This window comes from Daejeonella sp. (genome assembly GCF_044342615.1).
Classification (GTDB): domain Bacteria; phylum Bacteroidota; class Bacteroidia; order Sphingobacteriales; family Sphingobacteriaceae; genus Daejeonella.
In genome coordinates this window covers 1-19,576 of sequence record NZ_JBIIPN010000009.1, presented here as the reverse complement: position 1 = coordinate 19,576, position 19,576 = coordinate 1, and the positions used below count along the sequence as shown (strand labels likewise).

The 19,576-nt window shown below is 34.6% G+C and carries 20 protein-coding genes and 1 tRNA gene; 17 read left to right on the top strand and 4 right to left on the bottom strand.

Going from position 1 to position 19,576, the window contains the following annotated elements:
- The first annotated feature begins 119 nt into the window (after window positions 1-119).
- From ACIQ0D_RS01615 to ACIQ0D_RS01585, 7 genes are all read left to right on the top strand, one after another.
- Entirely contained in the window at window positions 120-920 is an 801-nt protein-coding gene (locus ACIQ0D_RS01615; RefSeq protein ID WP_395802454.1) for a hypothetical protein, read from the top strand.
- Window positions 921-1,351: 431 nt separating this feature from the next.
- Window positions 1,352-1,693, top strand: coding sequence for a hypothetical protein (locus tag ACIQ0D_RS01610; protein ID WP_395802452.1), 342 nt, complete (start codon window positions 1,352-1,354; stop codon window positions 1,691-1,693).
- 13 nt (window positions 1,694-1,706) lie between these two features.
- Complete coding sequence (locus ACIQ0D_RS01605; RefSeq protein ID WP_395802450.1) at window positions 1,707-2,276, top strand: hypothetical protein; 570 nt, start codon at window positions 1,707-1,709, stop codon at window positions 2,274-2,276.
- Window positions 2,277-2,382: 106 nt separating this feature from the next.
- A complete protein-coding gene (locus ACIQ0D_RS01600; protein ID WP_395802448.1) occupies window positions 2,383-2,679 on the top strand; it encodes a hypothetical protein in 297 nt (98 codons plus the stop codon).
- A gap of 35 nt (window positions 2,680-2,714) precedes the next feature.
- On the top strand, window positions 2,715-3,311 hold the full coding sequence (locus tag ACIQ0D_RS01595) for a matrixin family metalloprotease (RefSeq protein WP_395802446.1): 597 nt from the start codon (window positions 2,715-2,717) through the stop codon (window positions 3,309-3,311).
- A 1-nt stretch (window position 3,312) separates the two neighbouring features.
- On the top strand, window positions 3,313-3,999 hold the full coding sequence (locus ACIQ0D_RS01590; RefSeq protein ID WP_395802444.1) for a YiiX family permuted papain-like enzyme: 687 nt from the start codon (window positions 3,313-3,315) through the stop codon (window positions 3,997-3,999).
- Between the two features lie 152 nt (window positions 4,000-4,151).
- Window positions 4,152-4,709 carry a DUF5715 family protein gene (locus ACIQ0D_RS01585; protein ID WP_395802442.1) on the top strand — a complete coding sequence of 186 codons (558 nt, stop codon included), beginning with the start codon at window positions 4,152-4,154 and terminating at the stop codon, window positions 4,707-4,709.
- 74 nt (window positions 4,710-4,783) lie between these two features.
- Here the strand turns inward: ACIQ0D_RS01585 and ACIQ0D_RS01580 are convergent.
- Window positions 4,784-4,857 (bottom strand) — tRNA-Ala (locus ACIQ0D_RS01580).
- Between the two features lie 500 nt (window positions 4,858-5,357).
- Window positions 5,358-5,543, bottom strand: a complete 186-nt coding sequence (locus ACIQ0D_RS01575) for a hypothetical protein (RefSeq protein ID WP_395802440.1) — start codon at window positions 5,541-5,543, stop codon at window positions 5,358-5,360.
- A gap of 259 nt (window positions 5,544-5,802) precedes the next feature.
- Here ACIQ0D_RS01575 and ACIQ0D_RS01570 point away from each other — a divergent pair, with 259 nt between their 5' ends.
- The 4 genes from ACIQ0D_RS01570 (at window position 5,803) to ACIQ0D_RS01555 (ending at window position 9,658) form a co-directional block, all read left to right on the top strand.
- Window positions 5,803-6,558 (top strand): bacteriorhodopsin, encoded by a 756-nt coding sequence (locus ACIQ0D_RS01570; RefSeq protein WP_395802438.1) that lies wholly within the window; start codon window positions 5,803-5,805, stop codon window positions 6,556-6,558.
- A gap of 89 nt (window positions 6,559-6,647) precedes the next feature.
- Window positions 6,648-7,793 carry a lycopene cyclase family protein gene (locus ACIQ0D_RS01565; protein WP_395802436.1) on the top strand — a complete coding sequence of 382 codons (1,146 nt, stop codon included), beginning with the start codon at window positions 6,648-6,650 and terminating at the stop codon, window positions 7,791-7,793.
- Window positions 7,774-8,703: a Brp/Blh family beta-carotene 15,15'-dioxygenase gene (locus ACIQ0D_RS01560; RefSeq protein ID WP_395802434.1), complete on the top strand. Its 930-nt coding sequence runs from the start codon at window positions 7,774-7,776 to the stop codon at window positions 8,701-8,703. The genes ACIQ0D_RS01565 and ACIQ0D_RS01560 overlap by 20 nt, the downstream gene beginning before the upstream one ends.
- A gap of 73 nt (window positions 8,704-8,776) precedes the next feature.
- Window positions 8,777-9,658, top strand: coding sequence for a bestrophin family protein (locus tag ACIQ0D_RS01555; RefSeq protein ID WP_395802432.1), 882 nt, complete (start codon window positions 8,777-8,779; stop codon window positions 9,656-9,658).
- A 50-nt stretch (window positions 9,659-9,708) separates the two neighbouring features.
- Here the strand turns inward: ACIQ0D_RS01555 and ACIQ0D_RS01550 are convergent, their stop codons facing one another.
- Entirely contained in the window at window positions 9,709-10,104 is a 396-nt protein-coding gene (locus tag ACIQ0D_RS01550) for a hypothetical protein (RefSeq protein ID WP_395802430.1), read from the bottom strand.
- 201 nt (window positions 10,105-10,305) lie between these two features.
- On the opposite strand from ACIQ0D_RS01550, the gene ACIQ0D_RS01545 reads away from it, so the two are divergent.
- The 6 genes from ACIQ0D_RS01545 (at window position 10,306) to ACIQ0D_RS01520 (ending at window position 17,903) form a co-directional block, all read left to right on the top strand.
- A complete protein-coding gene (locus tag ACIQ0D_RS01545) occupies window positions 10,306-10,959 on the top strand; it encodes an SOS response-associated peptidase (protein WP_395802428.1) in 654 nt (217 codons plus the stop codon).
- Between the two features lie 83 nt (window positions 10,960-11,042).
- Window positions 11,043-11,546 (top strand): phosphoheptose isomerase, encoded by a 504-nt coding sequence (locus ACIQ0D_RS01540; RefSeq protein WP_395802426.1) that lies wholly within the window; start codon window positions 11,043-11,045, stop codon window positions 11,544-11,546.
- A gap of 94 nt (window positions 11,547-11,640) precedes the next feature.
- Window positions 11,641-12,369: an acyl-CoA desaturase gene (locus ACIQ0D_RS01535; protein ID WP_395802424.1), complete on the top strand. Its 729-nt coding sequence runs from the start codon at window positions 11,641-11,643 to the stop codon at window positions 12,367-12,369.
- A gap of 137 nt (window positions 12,370-12,506) precedes the next feature.
- Entirely contained in the window at window positions 12,507-14,390 is a 1,884-nt protein-coding gene (locus ACIQ0D_RS01530) for a DNA topoisomerase IV subunit B (RefSeq protein ID WP_395802422.1), read from the top strand.
- A gap of 5 nt (window positions 14,391-14,395) precedes the next feature.
- Window positions 14,396-14,884, top strand: coding sequence for a cytidine deaminase (locus tag ACIQ0D_RS01525; RefSeq protein ID WP_395802420.1), 489 nt, complete (start codon window positions 14,396-14,398; stop codon window positions 14,882-14,884).
- Window positions 14,885-14,972: 88 nt separating this feature from the next.
- Entirely contained in the window at window positions 14,973-17,903 is a 2,931-nt protein-coding gene (locus tag ACIQ0D_RS01520) for a DNA gyrase/topoisomerase IV subunit A (RefSeq protein WP_395802418.1), read from the top strand.
- Between the two features lie 814 nt (window positions 17,904-18,717).
- Here the strand turns inward: ACIQ0D_RS01520 and msrA are convergent.
- Window positions 18,718-19,245: a peptide-methionine (S)-S-oxide reductase MsrA gene (gene msrA, locus ACIQ0D_RS01515; RefSeq protein WP_395802416.1), complete on the bottom strand. Its 528-nt coding sequence runs from the start codon at window positions 19,243-19,245 to the stop codon at window positions 18,718-18,720.
- Window positions 19,246-19,576 lie beyond the last annotated feature (331 nt).

The window sequence follows — 19,576 nt, the reverse complement described above, 5'->3', positions numbered from 1 at the left end:
AGTATTGAAATATTTAATTTCGTTTAAAGAGTCTAAAATGTAGATGTTTAGTTAATAACCAAATAAAGCCTAATTTAAAGCTTGATTTTGTATTACTTAGCTAGCTGTAATTTTATTATATGAAATTTTATTTCCTCAGGAAAAGCCTATTTATAGTTAGCATTTTTATTTTGTTAACTACTAATTCCTTTGCCCAATGGGCTAGTTTTTTTAAAAGTTTAGGTCAGGCTGGGTCCAAGAATTCAAAAACTATTGTTGTTGAAGGGACTGAAGCAATTGCCAAAAACAGTTTGAAAAATTCAAAACAGACCGTTAATGCGTTTGGAATACATTTAAATAAAAAATTTAAGGATGGGTACAAAAATAATGTTCTTGAATTTTCGAAAAAAAATAAAAAAAAAATTTTTGAGGAAAGCATAGATATTGGTGTTGACTTATTAATTCCAAATGATAATACCCAAAACATAAATAGTTCCGAATTAAAAATTTTGGCCGAGATTGTAAATAACGAGTATTACCCAGCACTTTATAAAAAAATCTGCAATAAATTTCATGTTGATAGCCTAAGTCAAGTAAAAGTTAAATATTTACTTCAAGGATATAAATTTAATCAGGACAGTATAGACGTAAATGATTTATATAATATTCGTTTTGCGTTTAGTAATTTGTTTGCAAAAATTGAACTTGAAAAGCTTAAGTCTTATTATGGATGTGAACCTGAAATAAAATCAGAAATTAATAAAATTGCTATTCAAAGAAATATTGTATTAGAGGATGTTTGTGAAGATGATGAAAGTACCACTTTTGAGCTTATTGTAGGTGTTTTATTATTGGTATTTTTAATATCTGTAATCTATATTACTGTTAAAAGAACAATTAATTATTTACGCCTCAAATTTAGAACAAACCGCTCTCAATAAAATTAAATTCGTGTATTATTTTTTATTTTATAAATGATTATATCTCTAGTTATAAATTTAGACAGTTTCTTAAATTTCCCTATACTAAAATAGGAAGAAACTGAAATTGTAGGACTAGACTATTTTAAAAGTATACTTTATTAATTATTAAATATTTTTTTGCATCATTTATTTACAATTATTTTTGCATTATTAGAAATTAAATAAATTATTTTATTATTAACAAATTAAGGATTTAAATAAATAATGTAAAAGTATTTTACACCTTGAAACTAAATGGCATTCTACTGATGATACCCCCAACTATTACTATTTTCAATTTAGCGTTAAATTCATTTTTACTAGCGAAAACTAATTCCTTAAATTTATAATTTCTTTAAGATTATTTTTGATTTAAATGCAATATCTACTTTAATAAAAATCAATTTGATATGGAAAAATTTATATTGATTACGTTTCTTTTTTTCTCCCCATTTCCTAAAAAAATAGAAAAGGAGCCTAGTACAAATTCCGTTTTTTGCTTTGCATGTGCAGAATGTAATAAAGTTATTTACTTTCAACCCAGTGGCAATGATTATTGGCCTCAGGGTTTTGGTTGTAAAGTGGCTGGATGGCATACTTGGTGTAATATAGGTTTGCTCGGGAATATAAAATCACAATGTAAATATTGTAAAATTATAGTTAAAACTGATTATGATGCTTCTGGATGTGCTGGAAGCAGGAAATCTTGCAGTGTGAGCAAAAAAAACCATGCTTTTATAAAGATTAATTAATTCAGAATTACACATGAAAATATTAGGCTTTATTTTGTGCATTTTTTTATCAATTGTAATTGGTTTTCTGTTTGCCGGAATTGCAGCTGCTCTAGGCTTTGGAACCTTAATATTGACTGGAATTTTAATTTTGATGAATGGAACAAAAAGATGGAGCGGTATAAAAATTGCATCTGTGTTTTTATTTTTTAGTGTTATAGGCTATGTATTAATGATGGCATGTGGTTTATTAAATGCAAACCCAGCTGTGCATGCTAAAGTTAAGGGAATAAAGGAAGAAATTATCAATCAAGGATACCAACCAAAATGGTTTATCATTTCTCAAAAACGCTATGGTTTTTTCAATAATCTTTTGCTTAATTCAGTTAAAAATGGAAAATCAAAACATTTAAAAGGCAAAGCAATAGACTTATATGTCATCGACATCAATGGTGATGGCACTTATGGCAAAGAAGATTTTGAAATTATTGAAAAGGCTGCAAAGAAAAACCAAAGAAAGTTTAAACTGAGAAATGGAAAAGTTTTTGACTATTTTGGCAAAGGATATTTTTCACAGCACATGGTACATATTGAAATAAACTAATTATAATTTTAATCCACAAAAGTTTAAAATTATCAAACTAGTCTCTGTTTTTAAAAAAGTAGATAAAAATACACTCAATATTCACATTACTTTTAATTGGCTTAAATTGGGGGAAGTCTACACTGTAATTATAAATGCTTTAAAAGGTATGGGAGTAGGTGAGGTGAAAAGAGTGACGTTTGAACAAAATAAAGATTGGCGATTATCTTACGCCCTAAACCCCTTTCAATTGAAAAAATTAAAAAATGGTTTTGATGTTTATCAATACATAAAATTCGATAATAAAGGAGAAGTATATACAGCCATTAATCTGGGCGGTTTAAAATTTAAATTCCAAGATAATTGGGTTCACTTTTTTAAAACAACCCCCTTTAATTTAACTTACCAGTATAGAGAGAAATAATTTCTCAGCCCTTTTAAATTAATAATCTACTGTAAATGAAATCCCCAAAAACATTTTTGCTAATCCCCGCACTATTTTTAGCATTAATAAATTTCAGTTGTTCCCAACCAGTCCCTAAAACAATCCATATCCAGCCACTTGGTAAAGTGTCACCAATTTATATTCAGCTGGTAAAAGAGTCGGTGAAATCTTTTTATGGATATAATTGCGTGGTCAAGCCGCAAAAAGCAGTTACAAATGCAATGTTAAGTCCTGTAAAAAAGAGAGTAGACGCTAATAAGGCCTTGAGATCTAATAAAACATCCGAGAATCTGCTTTTTATCACAGAAAGAGATATAAGTCATAATAACAAGGAAAAGGCAGATCCAGAATGGGGCATTATGGGTTTAGGTTTAAACCCTGGTAGAACGGCTATCATCTCCACTTTCCGGTTAAAAAAAGGAGTTTCTCAGCAGAAAATCCTTGAAAGATTAGAAAAGGTTGCACTTCATGAAATTGGCCATAATTTAGGTTTAAAGCATTGTACAAATAACGATAGATGCATGATGACTGCTGCCAAAGGAACAGTTAAACAAGTAGATTTCATGAAAGTGTGGTTGTGTGAAAAATGTAAACAAAAGCTTAAAAAATAAAATGAATAGAAAAATATTAGTGATCTTTTCAAGCATTGTAATGCTACTTCCATTGTCTGGTTTTTATTTAAATGGGACATTAACTAATCTGATTAAGCTTGAGTACATTAACTCTGATAATGTTTTAAGCGATATCAATAGCTCAATAAAAAATGGAGATTTAATTTTTCAAACATCTGTCTCAAGTCAAAGTAAAGCCATTCAACTAGCTACTAAATCAAAATATTCGCATTGCGGAATTATCTATCAAAATGGTAAAGATTTTTATGTTTTTGAAGCCATTCAACCGGTTAAACTTACTTTATTAAGTACTTGGATAAATAGGGGTAAAGATGGTAAATATGTTATTAAACGATTAAAAAATGGTGACAAGCTGCTTACACCTCCAGTAATCTCCAAAATGAAAAATGTAGGAGAGAGGTTTAAGGGCAAAAACTATGATTTAACTTTCGAGTGGTCTGATGATAAAATTTATTGCTCTGAATTAATTTGGAAAATTTATAAAGAAGCTACTGGATTAGAAATTGGCAGACTTCAAAAACTAAAGGATTTTGATTTAACTAATCCAGTAGTGAAGACTAAAATGCGAGAACGATATGGGAATAATATTCCTTTAAATGAGCCAGTAATCTCTCCAGAAGCTGTTTTTAACAGCAATTTATTGATAACAGTAAAATCTAATGAGTAAATTCTATTGCCTTTAGTTTAAATAAAGTGAAAATATTTACTAGTAAAAAGATAATTATAATTTTTATCCTTGGATGTTTTTTACTCAGCACCCCCTTTATATGGCATTTTAGGCATAGGATAAAGCGAGTTGTAATTTACGAGCTGTCATTATTGTTTAATGCCAATAATAATATATGCTCTTGTACTTGGAATTCATTTAAATTAAAACGCGATAATTATAAAACTGAGCATCTTCCCAATGCCAAAAAGCTAACAAATAATTTATTTATCGATGATAAGAGGGATTTAAATAGACAAGTTGGGCGTGGTAAATTGCTAAAAATCGAAAATAATGCAGGCTATAAGATTAGATATCTTAATAATAGCTCAAAACATCTTACTCCATACGCATATAAGATTCTTAAAGAAATGGGGCGTAGATATCAGGATAAAGTCAAAAATACAGAACTGAAAGACAGCTATTTTGAATTGTCTTCAGTGTTACGGACAGAAGTTCAGCAAAAAAGGATTCGGAAATTATATCCAAATGCAGCAACCTTCAAAAATTCTACACATAGTTATGGGGTGTCTTTTGATATAGCATACTTGAAATCGATAGATTGTTCGGTATCTAATAGAGCGCTAAATGAAGTGCTCAATGAGATGCAATTAGAAGAGAAAATATTAATTTGTCCCGAGAAAAACTGTTTACATATTACAGTTAAATAATTTTCATATAATCTGGTGAGATTCTATGAATAAAGATATCAAAAAAGGCTCCGAAATTTCTTCAGAGCCTTCCGTGGAGAATATCGGATTCGAACCGATCACCTCTTCACTGCCAGCGAAGCGCTCTAGCCAAATGAGCTAATCCCCCGTTTTATTTAAAATTTATTCCCTCACCAATCATCCCTTTCAAGCCTATCGAAGCGCTCTAGCCAAATGAACTAATCCCCCAATTTATTAAAAATTTATCTCCTCACCAATCATCCCTTTCAAGCCTATCGAAGCGCTCTAGCCAAATGAGCTAATCCCCCAATTTATTAAAATGTATTTCCTCACCAATCATCCCTTTCAAGCTTATCGAAGCGCTCTAGCCAAATGAGCTAATCCCCCGTTATATTAAAAATTTATTTCCTCACCAATCATCCCTTTCAAGCCTATCGAAGCGTTTTAGCCAAATGAGCTAATCCCCCGTTATATTAAAAATTTATTTCCTCACCAATCATCCCTTTCAAGCCTATCGAAGCGTTTTAGCCAAATGAGCTAATCCCTCAATTTATTAAAATTTATTTCCTCACCAATCATCCCTTTCAAGCCTATCGAAGCGCTCTAGCCAAATGAGCTAATCCCCCAATTTTTTAATTCTTTTCAAGCCTATCGAAGCGTTGTAGCTAAATGAGCTAATTCCGCGTTTTTTATTCCTTTACAATAATCAGCATTTTTAATCCATTCCGCAATTCTTTTGCCAAATTCTTCCCCCTTTTTTAATAACCAACAAAATAAATCTGTGATTTCCAATGATTTAATTGTCGCTAAACTGTCAAAATGGTTTTTTAGCATTTATTATTTTGTAACAGCTAAATTACAGCCTCTAGACTAGCTTAAATGGTTTTTTTAAATTTTTTGCCTGTTTTTATAGAGAGAGATACTTAGTTAATTTATTGATTTACAATAAAATAAGTACTACTACTTGTTCGTTTTTGTAAAAATTAATGTTTAAGTTTAATTTACAATTAACAAAGTGCTAGCAGTTGCACTCTAAAAAAAACTGGGCGGAACTGAAAAGCCATATGAGTAGGATAAACCATAAACATTTTATATGTCAACATTAATTCTAAGTGCTATGGCTGCCGATTCAGATGCTTTAGCAAAAATTACAAACGGTGACCCAATAGCTATAACCTTCTTCATTGGTTATATGGCTATGCTTGCATCTGCTGTATTCTTCTTTGTAGAAAGAGGTTCAGTAGATCCAAAGTGGAGAATTTCTCTTTTAGTATCAGGTTTAATCACTGGTATTGCTGCAGTACATTACTACTACATGAGAGATTTCTATCTTGCTACAGGACAAAGCCCAACTGCTTTCCGCTATGTAGATTGGACACTAACTGTGCCATTGATGTGTGTAGAGTTTTATTTATTAACAAAGCCATTTGGTGCTAAGACTGCAACTTTATCTAAGTTGATTCTTGCTTCATTAGTAATGCTTATTACTGGTTTTATTGGTGAAACTTCAGGCATAGACAATAATGTAATGTGGGGAGTACTTTCTACCTTAGGTTACTTGTACATTGTTTATGAAGTATTCGCAGGTGACGTAGCTAAATTGGCTAAGGAATCAAAAAGCGAAGCTTTATCAAGAGCTATGTTCTTGTTGAAAATCTTTATCACTTTAGGTTGGTCTATCTATCCAATTGGATACATGGTATTGCCAGGAAACCTATTGTCAGGTATGTTTGAAGTAAGTTCAATTGATTTGTTCTACAACGTAGCGGATGCTATCAACAAAATTGGTTTCGGTTTAGTTATCTATTCAGTGGCAATTGCTGAAACAGCAAAAGCTAAAAAAGCATAATCTATTCCATTACAAATTGAATTTTATCAATTTAAAGCAAAAGGTGTCCTTCATGGATGCCTTTTGTTTTTATTTCCTTTTTTAGCATAATGATCGATGCCAATATTATTATTGTAGGTGCAGGATGCGCAGGCATGCAATTAATTAATGCCCTGCTCAAATTACCTGCCGAACAAACTGGCGATATCTTATTGATTGAAAGCAATTTGCATTCTAGTCACAAATCTTGGTGCTTCTGGACAAACAAGCCTTCGGAATATGATTTTTTAATCAGTAAATATTGGGAAGAATTGAAGTTTGCCTCCTCTAAGTCTGATTTAACTAGATCAATCGCTCCCTTTCGTTATAATTACATCAATAGTGAGCAGTTTTTTGATTATCATCAGCAGCTTATCGCGAAATCGCCCCGTGTTAAAGTTGTTTACGAAGAAGTTAGGCAGTTTAAGTCCGATAATAATCTTAAACAAGTAATTACATCCCAAAATACTTATCAAGCAAAGCATGTGTATAGTAGCTTGCATGATTTTGAAGTCCTGAACTCAAAAAAGATTTTACTTTGGCAGCATTTTAAGGGTTTTTTTATAAAGACCGATTCGCCTGTATTTAAGGCTAATCAGGCTACAATAATGGATTTCTCTGTCCCACAAGATGGTGCAGCTCATTTTATGTATGTTTTACCTTTCTCTGAAACGGAAGCATTAATTGAATTTACTTCTTTTTCAAAAGTTGATTCCTATACCGATCATACTTATAATTCCTATCTCGAAAAGTATATCTCTGATAAAATTAATTGTCCCTTTGAAATTATAAGAGAGGAAAAGGGTAAGATTCCTATGACCGACTTTGATTTTCCAGCAATTAGTGAACATGGTGTTATTCAAATTGGCTCTGCTGCAGGTGCCATTAAGCCAAGTACAGGATATGCCTTTAAACGTATTTCTAGGCATACCGAATATTTAATGGAATGCTTTTTAAATGGCAATAATGCTGTACAAAATATGCCTGGCTTAGCACGTTTCGATTTTTATGACACACTTTTACTTCAAATTATTCAAAAAAAACCCGAAAAAGTAGCCATCATAATGGATCAGCTATTTTCTCGGAATTCTTTTAATGAGATTTTAACCTTCCTCGATGAGCAATCGAGTCTTTTGGAGGAGATCTCACTTTTTAGTACTTTGCCCAAACGTTTGTTTTTAAAACAGGTGCTACACTATGTTCAAGCTAAATTCTAAATATAGCCGCTTTAAATACTTGGTTTTTGCCTGTGCTCTTTTTTTAGTGCATTACTTCTTTTCGTTAAATGATTCTATTCAACTCCTGTTTTTTGGTTTAGGAGTCCTTTTTTTCGGTATCCCACACGGTTCTTTAGATCATTTTATTTATCACCATCATCGTAAGGAAGTGATGACCTTAAGATCGATAGCCCATTTTTTACTTTTCTATCTCGGCTTTGCTATTCTTTATTCCATTCTTTGGATCATCAGTGTAGAACTTTCTATTTTACTTTTTATCCTAATTTCGGCCTATCATTTTGGCGAAATGGATTTGAAAAGTATGGGCTTGAAAGCTAATTTGGGTTCTAAAATGCTTTTTTCGGTCTACGGACTCCTTTTCCTGTTGAATTACCTTCTCTATCAATTCCCTCAACTGGAGGCTATCCTGCTCGGTTTTCCCGGTTTTGAAAATAGTCAGATAGAAAAATTGCGTTTCTTTTATGGATATCAACAGGAGTTTTTACTTGTCTCGATTTTCATATTTGTCCCACTTTTAATCATTTATCTCATCTCAAACAAACAAATAGGATTTCCGCAAATTGAAGCTATTTTGCAGCTCGCACTGCTCATGGTCATTGTGTTTAATTTGCCAATTTTATTGGGCTTCGGACTCTATTTTAACATCTGGCATGCAGGGCTTTCGATGATAGAAATAAAGAAATTTTTGGGCTGGCAGGATAAATCTTATTGGTTTATTTATCAAAAATCATGGATTACCAATGGGGTTTCTTTTTTGATGATTGCTTTCTTATTTTTAGTGTTTAAGGGCAATTTAGAGCGGCTCCTAGCTATTTTTTTCATGGCAATTGCTATTTTAACAGCTCCCCATATGAAAGTAATTTCAAGCTTTTTCTCAAAGGAACGCTAAATTATAATGCTACAAGGGAGATGTCTCAATCAAACAATTTCCTAATTTCATATTCATTTCCTTATTTTGCAGCATGATTGTTTATAATCCTAAAGATTGGTTTTACTCAACCTTTTATCTTCATCGCTCCGATACAGCTAGAAAGTTGTTCCCTTTAATGATTGCATTGGCAATATATTCTGGCGGAATAGCATATTATGAGCTTGAATATATTAAGCTTTCAGATGTGGCATGGGTGAAAAATATTACCATTGTCCATAATTTATTAGGCTTCGTGATGTCTATTTTGCTTGTTTTTCGGACTAATACGGCTTATGATCGTTGGTGGGAAGCTCGCAAACTGTGGGGTACTTTAACCAATACGAGCCGTAGTTTGGCCATGAAAATGAATGCTTTCCTCGACAAGGATGATCTGGTAAATCGTAGTTTCTATAAAAAATCTATTCCTCTTTTTGCCGATACTTTATTTACTCATCTTCGTTCAAATAGAACACAATTTATGCTCGATTCAAAAGAGCATCCTGAGTTTGAGACATTAGATTCAGAAAAACATGGTCCTAATCAGGTTGCTTCCTTAATCGTGTCTCGTAGTGCCACACTTTATAAGGATGGAAAAATAAATGGAGATCAGCTTCTGATTTTAAATAATGAAATAAACGCTTTTACCGATGTTTGCGGTGCTTGTGAGCGTATAAAAAATACACCTATTCCGCTTTCTTATAGCTCCTTTATTAAGAAATTTATTTTTATCTATGTATTGACTCTTCCCATTGGCTTTGTTTTTTCGATGGGATATTTCGTCATCGCAGCAGTGCCCTTCATATTTTATGTGATGGCCTCGCTGGAGCTTATTGCTGAGTCGATTGAAGATCCCTTCGGACTAGACCCCGATGATTTGCCAATTGATAAAATCGGCGCGAACATTAGAACACATGTTGCAGAAATTATTCATTGATATGAATTAATTATGTTTAAAACTTGATTAATTGACTGTCTATTAAAATTCTATTCTTTATTTTTTGTCGAACCCATTAAGAAATTATTGCAGGCATATTTGGCATCAATATACTTTTTTTCCAAGACCTTCATTTTCTTACGTAATTCCAATTGCTGCTTATCTACTTCAAAGCCTATGGCAAGGTCGTCGAGTAGTTTGCCATCAATATTTATTTCCGTCTCTTGGGCATCAATATACTCCAATAGCGAATCAAATTTTTCTGAAAGATTATTTAAACTGACTTGATAAGTATTTACTTTGTCAGCAATTCCAACTACCGAATTTCTTCTTATAACTTCATATAATTTTGATTCTAAGTGATTCATTTCTACGGAATAAAATTTGATAGATTCGCTCCAGTTTTCTAGTTCTTCAAAGTAGCGTTGTGCTATGGTTGTAGGCATATGTCATTTCGGGTATTATGTTTATTATAGGTGTTAGATTCCTATTTAATTGTCATTAATTATCAAATTTATTGAGTTTGAACCTCTTAAAATATGATTTAAGGCATACTTTCTTATGACTATGGTCAATATTAAAGCATTCTCATATTCCACAATTTCAATTTAATAAATTTGTATTTTGCGTCTTTTTAATTCCTTTTTATGTGCGGTAGAGTTACTATATCTGATCAAACGAGTATCGCTGAAGGCTTGCATTTAAAATTAGCCGATGATTTGAAAAGGTCGGGCAATATTAACGTTCCACCAAGTATGGAATTGCCCCTTTTTACGGATGAGAAACCCTCAGATCTTCAATATTTTAGCTGGACGCTAATCCCTTTTTGGGCGAAGGAAAAACCTAAGTTTAGTACTTTTAATGCCCGCATAGAAAATCTGCATGAATCAGGTAGCTGGAAGCATTTAATAGGTAAAAAACATTGTGTAATCATCACAGATGGATTTTATGAGTGGAAAAAATTGGATGAAAAGGCTAAGAAAAAACAGCCCTATCTCATCCGAATGAAAGACATGCGATTTACATTAATGGCTGGTTTATGGGATACCTGGTTAGATAAAAAAACGGGTGAAATAATTCATAGTTGCACCATAATTACTCGTCCAGCTAACGATGATATGAAAAATCTTCATGATCGAATGCCTTGTTTACTTACCATTGAAAATGCCAATATCTGGGTAAATAGGGTTCTCTCATTAGCTGATCGCATGAAGGCTCTCGAGGTATTATCACCTAATTTATTAGAATTGAAGTCGGTACAAAAGCTTGGAGATGAGGAGGAGTACAAGGATTTGTTTTAATAGTTTATTTTTTCATTCTCAATCTTAGCCGCTTAGCAAAATTGAATTGCATTATTCCTTCAATACCTCTATTATTGTATTAAATGGATTTAACTCAAGCATCTCATCAAATTTTTCTTGAAGCAAAGGAAAGTTTAGAAAAAAACGGTTTTACCATCGTTCAACAAGATTTAACTCGTCCTTGGGGTGGTTTTTTCGTGATTGATGAAAATCAAGCTCAGGAATTTGCAAATACTTATTTTGATGGTATAGAAATCAGCGACCTTAAAATATCTGGAAAATTAAGTCCGAAGTTTTTGATTGTAGCCCCTCAAAAGCGACTTTCTTGGCAGTATCACTATCGTAGAGCCGAAATTTGGCAGGTTATCAAAGGCCAAGTGGGTGTGGTTAGAAGCTTAACGGATCAAGAAACTGAAATAGGTATTTACAATCCCGGCGACCGTATTGTTTTACAGAAAGGTGAACGTCATAGATTAGTGGGTTTAAATGATTGGGGACTAGTGGCCGAGATATGGCAGCATACCGACGCCTCAAATCCATCAGATGAATCAGATATTGTTCGTTTGCAAGATGATTTTGGCCGTTAGACGCTGAAAGCAGCATTTCGTTACAATAGTTCTGATCTAAAACAATAATAATTGCCTATTTTTACTCGCTTTAAAAATCAAAGCATTTAAACCTATGATTATTTTAATTTTCTTTCTTTGCCACTGGTTTTTGTCACTGTTCTTTCAAACATTTTTCCTACACCGTTACTCTTCTCATAAGATGTTTAAAATGAATCCTTTCTGGGAAAAGTTTTTCTATATGGCCACCTTTCTAGCACAAGGTTCTTCATTTTTAAATCCTCGTGCCTATGCCATTATGCACCGCATGCATCATGCCTACAGCGATACTGAAAAGGATCCTCATTCGCCTCATTTCTTCAAGGATGTGATTGGAATGATGATCCAAACTAAAAATATTTACCTCGATTACGTAAAGTTCAAAATTGAACCAGAACCGGCTTTTCGCGATAATTACCCAACATGGGCATTAATTGATCGTATTGGTGATCTTTGGATTACCCGCTCTTTATTTATTGTGGCTTACATCACTTTTTATGTTCAGTTTGCGGAGTATTGGTGGATGTTTTTATTGCTTCCTATCCATTTTTTAATGGGACCAATTCATGGTGCTGTGGTAAACTGGTGCGGACATAAATACGGTTATTCAAATTATGATAATGATGATCATAGTAAAAATAGTCTGCCACTAGACTTCTTAATGTTAGGTGAATTATTTCAAAACAATCACCACAAAAAACCAAATAACGTCAATTTTGCATTAAAATGGTATGAATTTGATCCTTCTTATCCTGTGATTAAGTTATTACATCACTTGCGGATCATCAGACTTCGAAAAGTTTAAGTATATTGTGAAATGCTTTAAAATAAAGAGTCCTGGTATTAAATCAGGACTCTTTTTGTTTAAATGTGGAAATCTAAGCAGGCTTTTGCAGATCTAATTTTTAAATTTGTAATTGCTTTAATTGAAAAAATACAAGGATGGCTGAAATAGATTATAGTGATGATAGTATAAGGTCGCTCGACTGGAAAGAACATATTCGGCTTCGCCCCGGCATGTATATCGGTAAGCTTGGCGATGGCTCGGCATACGATGACGGTATCTATGTTCTTTTAAAGGAAATTCTCGACAACTCCATTGATGAGTTTGTGATGGGTTCTGGCAAGACGATTGAAATTACCGTTAGTGATAAAAAGGTCTCTATTCGTGATTATGGCCGAGGAATTCCTCTAGGTAAGGTAATTGATTGTGTTTCGAAAATCAATACCGGAGGTAAATACGATTCAAAAGCTTTCCAAAAGTCGGTGGGCTTGAATGGTGTAGGTACAAAAGCTGTAAATGCTCTTTCGTCCCATTTTATGGTTCAATCTTACCGTGATGGGCGTACAAAAAAAGCCGAATTTGAGCAGGGTGTTCTCGTAAATGATATGCCTGAAATTGAAACTACACAGCGCAATGGTACTGCTGTGGTGTTTTATGCCGACGATACTATTTTTAGAAACTACCGCTATATCCCAGAGTTTGTAGAAAGTATGATCTGGAATTATGTATTTCTAAACTCGGGCTTAACAATTAGTTTTAACGGGACTAAATTTTTCTCGGAAAGAGGTTTATATGATCTTTTAACCCGAAATACGGATACAGAAACATTGCGATACCCAATTATTCACCTCATGGGTGAGGATATTGAGGTGGCCATGACTCACGGACAGCAATATGGTGAAGAATATTACTCTTTTGTAAACGGGCAGCATACCACTCAAGGAGGAACGCATCAGGCAGCATTTAGAGAAGCGGTTGTGAAAACAATTCGCGAATTTTATAAAAAGGAATTCGATGCTTCGGATGTTCGTGCCTCAATTGTGGCTGCTATTTCTATTCGTGTGCAGGAGCCTGTATTCGAATCTCAAACTAAAACGAAGCTGGGTTCGCAAAATGTTGGTCCCGATGGACCATCTGTTCGTACATTCATAAATGATTTTGTTAAGAAGGAGCTGGACGATTATTTACACAAACATCCTTCAGATGCGGATGCGCTTTTAAAACGTATTCTTCAATCGGAGCGCGAACGTAAAGACATAGCCGGAATTAAGAAATTAGCTAATGAAAGAGCTAAAAAGGCCTCATTGCACAATAAAAAATTAAGGGACTGTAAAATTCATTTTGAAGATAGTCATGAACGTAAGCAAGAAACCACTTTATTTATAACGGAGGGTGATTCTGCGAGTGGTTCTATCACTAAATCTCGTGATGTAATGACCCAAGCAGTTTTTAGTCTGAAGGGTAAACCCCTAAATTGCTACGGTCTGACCAAAAAAGTAGTGTATGAAAACGAGGAATTTAACTTATTACAACATGCGCTAAATATTGAAGACGGACTAGACAATTTACGTTATAATAATATCGTGATTGCTACGGATGCGGATGTGGATGGAATGCATATTCGCTTATTGCTCATGACATTTTTTCTTCAATTTTTTCCTGATTTGGTAAAAGCGGGACACGTTTCCATTCTACAAACACCACTTTTTAGGGTTCGAAACAAGAAGGAAACTATTTATTGCTATAGCGATGAAGAGCGTCAAAGAGCCATTATGAAATTGGGAAATAAGCCTGAAATAACCCGTTTTAAGGGACTAGGTGAGATTTCTCCAATCGAATTCGAACTATTTATTGGTAAGGATATTCGATTAGATCCTGTTATTTTAACTAAAGAGCAGGGAATTAAGAATCTATTGGAATATTATATGGGTAAAAATACCCCCGATAGGCAACAACATATTATTAAAAACTTACGTGTAGAGGTTGATTTTATGGGTGAGGAGCAGGCTAAAGATGAAATTGAGGCCGAATTGTTGACTTAGTGATTATGGAAAAAAAGACCATCTCGATATCTTTTGATGAATACTCATCACTTGATGAATTAAATAGCCAGGATCGAAATCTATGTCTCGAAGCTGAAAAAGCCATGAAAAACTCGCATTCGCCTTATTCAGGTTTCCGTGTAGGTGTAGCTGTGCAGTTAGAAAGTGGCAAGATTGTTTATGGCAGTAATCAAGAAAATGTCGCTTATCCCTCAGGTTTATGCGCCGAGCGTGTAGCACTTTTTATGATAGGTAGCACTTATCCGGATGATAAAATAATGACTATGGCAATCACCGCTCAAACTGATCAATTTTTGATTAAAGAGCCAGTGACTTCTTGCGGTGCTTGTTTACAGGTAATGGCAGAATATGAAAAAAAGCAGTCGCAGCCCATAAATGTGATGTTTTATTGCCTAAATGGTGCAATTATCCGCACTAGTGGAATAAAAAGTCTGCTGCCCTTTGCTTTTGAGGAAACTAGACTGGAAAAATAGAGGGCGAGAAAACGAATAAATGGAAGCTAAAAATTAATTGTTTTAGCTTTAAACTAAATGATAATTTGATACAACATCATTAATAAGGATGAGTGAAGAAATAGAAAATACAGAAGGCGAAAACATCAATAAGGAAGTTTTACATAATGTGGTATCACTTTCTGGTTTGTATGAAAACTGGTTTTTAGATTATGCATCTTATGTAATTCTTGATCGTGCGGTACCTCATATTCATGATGGACTAAAGCCCGTGCAACGTCGTATTTTACATTCTCTGAAGGAGATGGATGATGGACGTTTTAATAAGGCGGCCAATGTGATTGGAAATACCATGAAGTATCATCCGCATGGTGATGCGTCCATTGGTGATGCCATGGTGCAAATTGGTCAGAAAAACTTATTAATTGATACACAAGGTAACTGGGGTGATCCAATTACTGGCGATTCGGCAGCTGCTCCCCGTTATATTGAAGCTAGATTATCGAAATTCGCCTTAGATGTGGTCTTTAATCCGGATACCACCGAATGGCAAAGTAGCTATGATGGTAGGAATAAGGAACCTGTTACTTTACCTGTAAAATTCCCTCTTTTGCTCGCTCAGGGCGCCGATGGTATAGCTGTGGGCTTGGCTACCAAAATTATGCCTCATAACTTTAACGAGCTAATAGATGGCTCTATTGAAGTTTTGAAAGGTAATCGTCCTGATTTGCTACCCGATTTTTTGATGGGTGGTATGGCCGATTTTAGTAATTATAATGAAGGCATGCGTGGAGGTAAAATCCGCGTACGCGCAAAGATTGTAGAACGCGATAAAAAGACTCTCGCAATTACTGAGATTCCTTTTACTACCACTACTGGTGGGTTAATTGATTCTGTGATTTCTGCCAACGAAAAAGGCAAAATTAAAATCAAAAAAATTGAAGATAATACTGCTAAAAATGTAGAAATTATCATTCACCTTGCGCCAGGAATATCACCCGACGTAACCATTGATGCACTTTATGCATTCACGGATTGCGAGGTATCTATATCTCCCAATACTTGTATAATTAAAGGTGATAAGCCTTATTTTATGAGTGTGAATGATATTCTCATCGAGAGTACACATCATACCAAAAGTTTACTCAAACAAGAGCTTGAAATTAGATTAGCAGAGCTTAAGGAAAAAATATTCTTTAGCTCCTTACTGAAGATTTTTATTCAGGAAGGAATGTATAAGAATGCCGAATATGAGAGCTCAGGAAATTTTGAAACAGTAGTAGAGGTTTTAAATAAATTGTTTGAACCTTTCTTCCCGCAGTTTTATCGCGAAATACTCCCTGAAGATTATAAAAAGCTGATTGATAAGCCAATGAGCAGCATTACGCGTTTCGACCTTAAAAAATCTGATGAACAATTATTAGCGTTAGAAGCTGAAATCAAAGAAGTAAACAAGCATTTGAAGCATCTAACGGATTATGCTATTGCATGGTTTGAGAAGCTGAAAGCGAAATATGGTGCCGGCCGGGAGCGTAAAACTGAAATTAGGGCATTTGATAAAGTAGAAGCTGCAAAGGTTGCCTTAGCCAATGTGAAACTTTACATGAACCGTGAAGATGGGTTTATTGGTACTGGCTTGCGTAAAGATGAATTTGTATGCGATTGCTCGGATTTAGATGAAATAATCGTCTTTAAGGAAGATGGGAAGTTCAACGTTTCTAAAGTGGCCGAAAAAACCTTTGTAGGCAAGGGTATTTTACACGCTCAGGTATTTAAAAAGAATGATGAGCGGACCGTTTATAACATGATTTACAGAGATGGTGAAAGTGGGACTTCTTATATCAAGAGATTCTCTGTTTTAGGAGTTACACGGGATAAGGATTATGACCTTACAAAAGGTTCGAAAGGGTCTAAAGCATTATATTTTACTGCCAATCCGAATGGGGAAGCTGAACTAATTAATATTCAGTTAAAGCCACATTCCAAACTTAAAAAACTGCAATTTGATATTGATTTTGCCGACCATGTGATTAAAGGCCGGAGCTCAATGGGGAATATTGTAACTAAATATCCAGTAAAAAAGGTGCTTTTAAAGAGTAAAGGTGTTTCTACCTTATCTGGAAGAAAAATTTGGTTTGATGAGACTTTAAAGCGCTTAAATGTAGATAATAGAGGTAAATATTTGGGTGAGTTTGATGGCGACGATAGAATCCTTACAGTAAATCAGCAGGGTATTTACGAGCTTAGTAGCTTCGAATTGAGTAATCATTTTGATGATCATTTAACGATAATCGAAAAATACAATCCAGAAAAGGTGTTTTCTGTGATTTATTTAGATGGCAAAGCTAAAACTCATTATTTAAAACGTTTTGTGTTCGAAAATACTGCCATTGGCAAAAAGACTTGCATCATAAGTGAAGAAGTAGGCTCTAAATTATTCTTTATTTCAGGACATGCAAAGCCTAAGATTAAGCTCGAAGTACTGAAAGGAAAAACCAAAATTTCTGAAGTTTCTGAGATTGAATTAGCAGAGGCCATTGAAGTGAAGGGCATGAAAGCCATGGGGAACAGATTGAGTCCGCATGAGGTAATGAACATTGACATTCTTCAATCTCCGATTGATGAGGAGGAGGATGAAGTTATTGTTGTTCAAGATGATTCAAATGATTCCGATTCTGGATCTCCAGGATTACCTGAAGCTAGGCCTGTTTCAATACTTGCTCGAGATTTAGAAGACTCGGAAAATGAATCAGATTCTGAGCAGAAATTAAGCGAAGATAGCACATCAGAAAGCCCTAGTGAAGAGTTAGAAAAGAAGCCTCAAAAAATAATACCAGAAGTACAGTCCGATAGCTCTAAAGAGCCAGAAAGCACCTCTGATGCCATTTCAGATGAAAAGAATACAATTCCTGAAGTTGTAACTGAAGTCCATGTTGAAAGTGCTAAAGAGCCTGAAAAGCCGGTAAAAAAAGTTGATTTTGAGATAACAAATCCGGATGATTTAGATATTGATAATCAAGGCCAGTTAGGTTTATTTTAAACAACACGTAGGGACAGGTAGCGACCTGTCCCTACATGCAATATTCGGATTCTAAATATTAAGAAATCGATGAAAACTAGGTATTGTCCTTGCGAGGGTAGCCCCCTTGTCCTTGCGAGGGTACCGAAGCAATCCCATTCTAGACATAGTAATTTTAGAGCTTTGGATAATTATATAGATTGCTTCGTCGTGCCTCCTCGCAAAGACATGGCGCTTAAAAATTCATGCCTAAAATTGCGAGAGAAGCTCTCGTCATTCCGTCCTTGACCCGGAATTTCCTTGCGAGGGTAGCCCCCTTGTCGTTGCGAGCGCAGCCCCCTTGTCATTGCGAGCGCAGCCCCCTTGTCATTGCGAGCGCAGCGAAGCAATCCAACTCTGCTAACATGTCTTTGCTTCGTCGTGCCTGCCTGCCTACCGGCAGGCAGGCTCGCAAAGACAAGGCGGTATTCCATTATTAATTAATATGAATTTCGCGTCTCTGCGCCTCTGCGAGACCAACCCTGTAAGATCCTCTCTGCGTTAATCCCCTTTAATCTGCGCGAGAAAAAAATTAAGAAATTGGCTGGTACGGTGACAACACCGACCAGAGGAGCGATAAATAGTACTTAGTATTTAGTACATAGTATTTAGTACATAGTATTTAGAAATGAGCTGATTAGAAAATTGGATTTTAAAAAATCATAGAGAGTTTTAGATATGTAATTATTAAGAAATTTATGAAAGTTAAGCCTTAATGAACCTTAATTTCTTAATGTTTAATAATGAACCATTAAGGGATTAGAAAAAATTAAGCCAATGATTTTGAAGAAAATGATTATTTCAATTTATCCCAAAAATCTTTTGTGAATTTGACAAGCTTAGGTTGAATAACATATGCGCAATAGCCTTTGTTGGCATTATTGTTAAAATAATTTTGGTGATAATCCTCCGCTTCGTAAAATTTTGAAATGGGCGTAACCTCGGTAATAATCGGACTTTCAAATATCATTTCCTTATCAAGCTGGTCAATCATGTTTTCTGCAGCAATTTTCTGCTCCTGATTTTCATAAAATACAACCGATCGGTATTGTGTCCCAACATCATTACCCTGTCTATTTAGAGTTGTTGGATCATGTGTTTTAAAGAAAACCAATAAAAGATCTTCAAAAGAAATCTGTCCTGGATCATAATCAATCTGGATAATTTCGGCATGACCGCTGTCCCCCGTACAAATATCATCGTAGCTTGGGTTTTCCTTATGCCCACCCATATAACCAGAAACCACTTTAGAAACCCCTTTTAGATTTTGAAATACTGCTTCTGTACACCAAAAACAGCCGCCACCGAATGTTGCTTGCTCCATGTTTTAGTAATTAGTAGTTAGTAATTAGTAATTAGTAGTTAGTAATTAGTGGTGTCCTGTGGTCGGTGTTGTCACCGTACCACTCGTGCACCATACCGCTCGTACAATTTTACTGATACTTTATATCAATCGGTATTGTCCTGTGGTCGGTGTTGTCACCGTACCACTCGTACACTTTTACTGATACTTTATATCACTCGGTATTGTCCTGTGGTCGGTGTTGTCACCGTACCACTGTACCACTAGTACACCTTTACTGATACTGTATATAACTCGGTATTGGTTTTAGTTTCATTAGTTCCTCTGGTGTCATTAACCTGTTTGGAGCCTT

Coding starts and splice junctions, on each gene's coding strand:
- ACIQ0D_RS01615 (WP_395802454.1), top strand. CDS start 120: ATGAAATTTTATTTCCTCAGGAAAAGCCTATTTATAGTTAGCATTTTT.
- ACIQ0D_RS01565 (WP_395802436.1), top strand. CDS start 6,648: ATGATCGATGCCAATATTATTATTGTAGGTGCAGGATGCGCAGGCATG.
- ACIQ0D_RS01545 (WP_395802428.1), top strand. CDS start 10,306: ATGTGCGGTAGAGTTACTATATCTGATCAAACGAGTATCGCTGAAGGC.
- ACIQ0D_RS01575 (WP_395802440.1), bottom strand. CDS start 5,543: ATGCTAAAAAACCATTTTGACAGTTTAGCGACAATTAAATCATTGGAA.
- ACIQ0D_RS01530 (WP_395802422.1), top strand. CDS start 12,507: ATGGCTGAAATAGATTATAGTGATGATAGTATAAGGTCGCTCGACTGG.
- ACIQ0D_RS01520 (WP_395802418.1), top strand. CDS start 14,973: ATGAGTGAAGAAATAGAAAATACAGAAGGCGAAAACATCAATAAGGAA.
- ACIQ0D_RS01605 (WP_395802450.1), top strand. CDS start 1,707: ATGAAAATATTAGGCTTTATTTTGTGCATTTTTTTATCAATTGTAATT.
- ACIQ0D_RS01555 (WP_395802432.1), top strand. CDS start 8,777: ATGATTGTTTATAATCCTAAAGATTGGTTTTACTCAACCTTTTATCTT.
- ACIQ0D_RS01595 (WP_395802446.1), top strand. CDS start 2,715: ATGAAATCCCCAAAAACATTTTTGCTAATCCCCGCACTATTTTTAGCA.
- ACIQ0D_RS01570 (WP_395802438.1), top strand. CDS start 5,803: ATGTCAACATTAATTCTAAGTGCTATGGCTGCCGATTCAGATGCTTTA.
- ACIQ0D_RS01550 (WP_395802430.1), bottom strand. CDS start 10,104: ATGCCTACAACCATAGCACAACGCTACTTTGAAGAACTAGAAAACTGG.
- ACIQ0D_RS01540 (WP_395802426.1), top strand. CDS start 11,043: ATGGATTTAACTCAAGCATCTCATCAAATTTTTCTTGAAGCAAAGGAA.
- msrA (WP_395802416.1), bottom strand. CDS start 19,245: ATGGAGCAAGCAACATTCGGTGGCGGCTGTTTTTGGTGTACAGAAGCA.
- ACIQ0D_RS01535 (WP_395802424.1), top strand. CDS start 11,641: ATGATTATTTTAATTTTCTTTCTTTGCCACTGGTTTTTGTCACTGTTC.
- ACIQ0D_RS01610 (WP_395802452.1), top strand. CDS start 1,352: ATGGAAAAATTTATATTGATTACGTTTCTTTTTTTCTCCCCATTTCCT.
- ACIQ0D_RS01560 (WP_395802434.1), top strand. CDS start 7,774: ATGTTCAAGCTAAATTCTAAATATAGCCGCTTTAAATACTTGGTTTTT.
- ACIQ0D_RS01525 (WP_395802420.1), top strand. CDS start 14,396: ATGGAAAAAAAGACCATCTCGATATCTTTTGATGAATACTCATCACTT.
- ACIQ0D_RS01590 (WP_395802444.1), top strand. CDS start 3,313: ATGAATAGAAAAATATTAGTGATCTTTTCAAGCATTGTAATGCTACTT.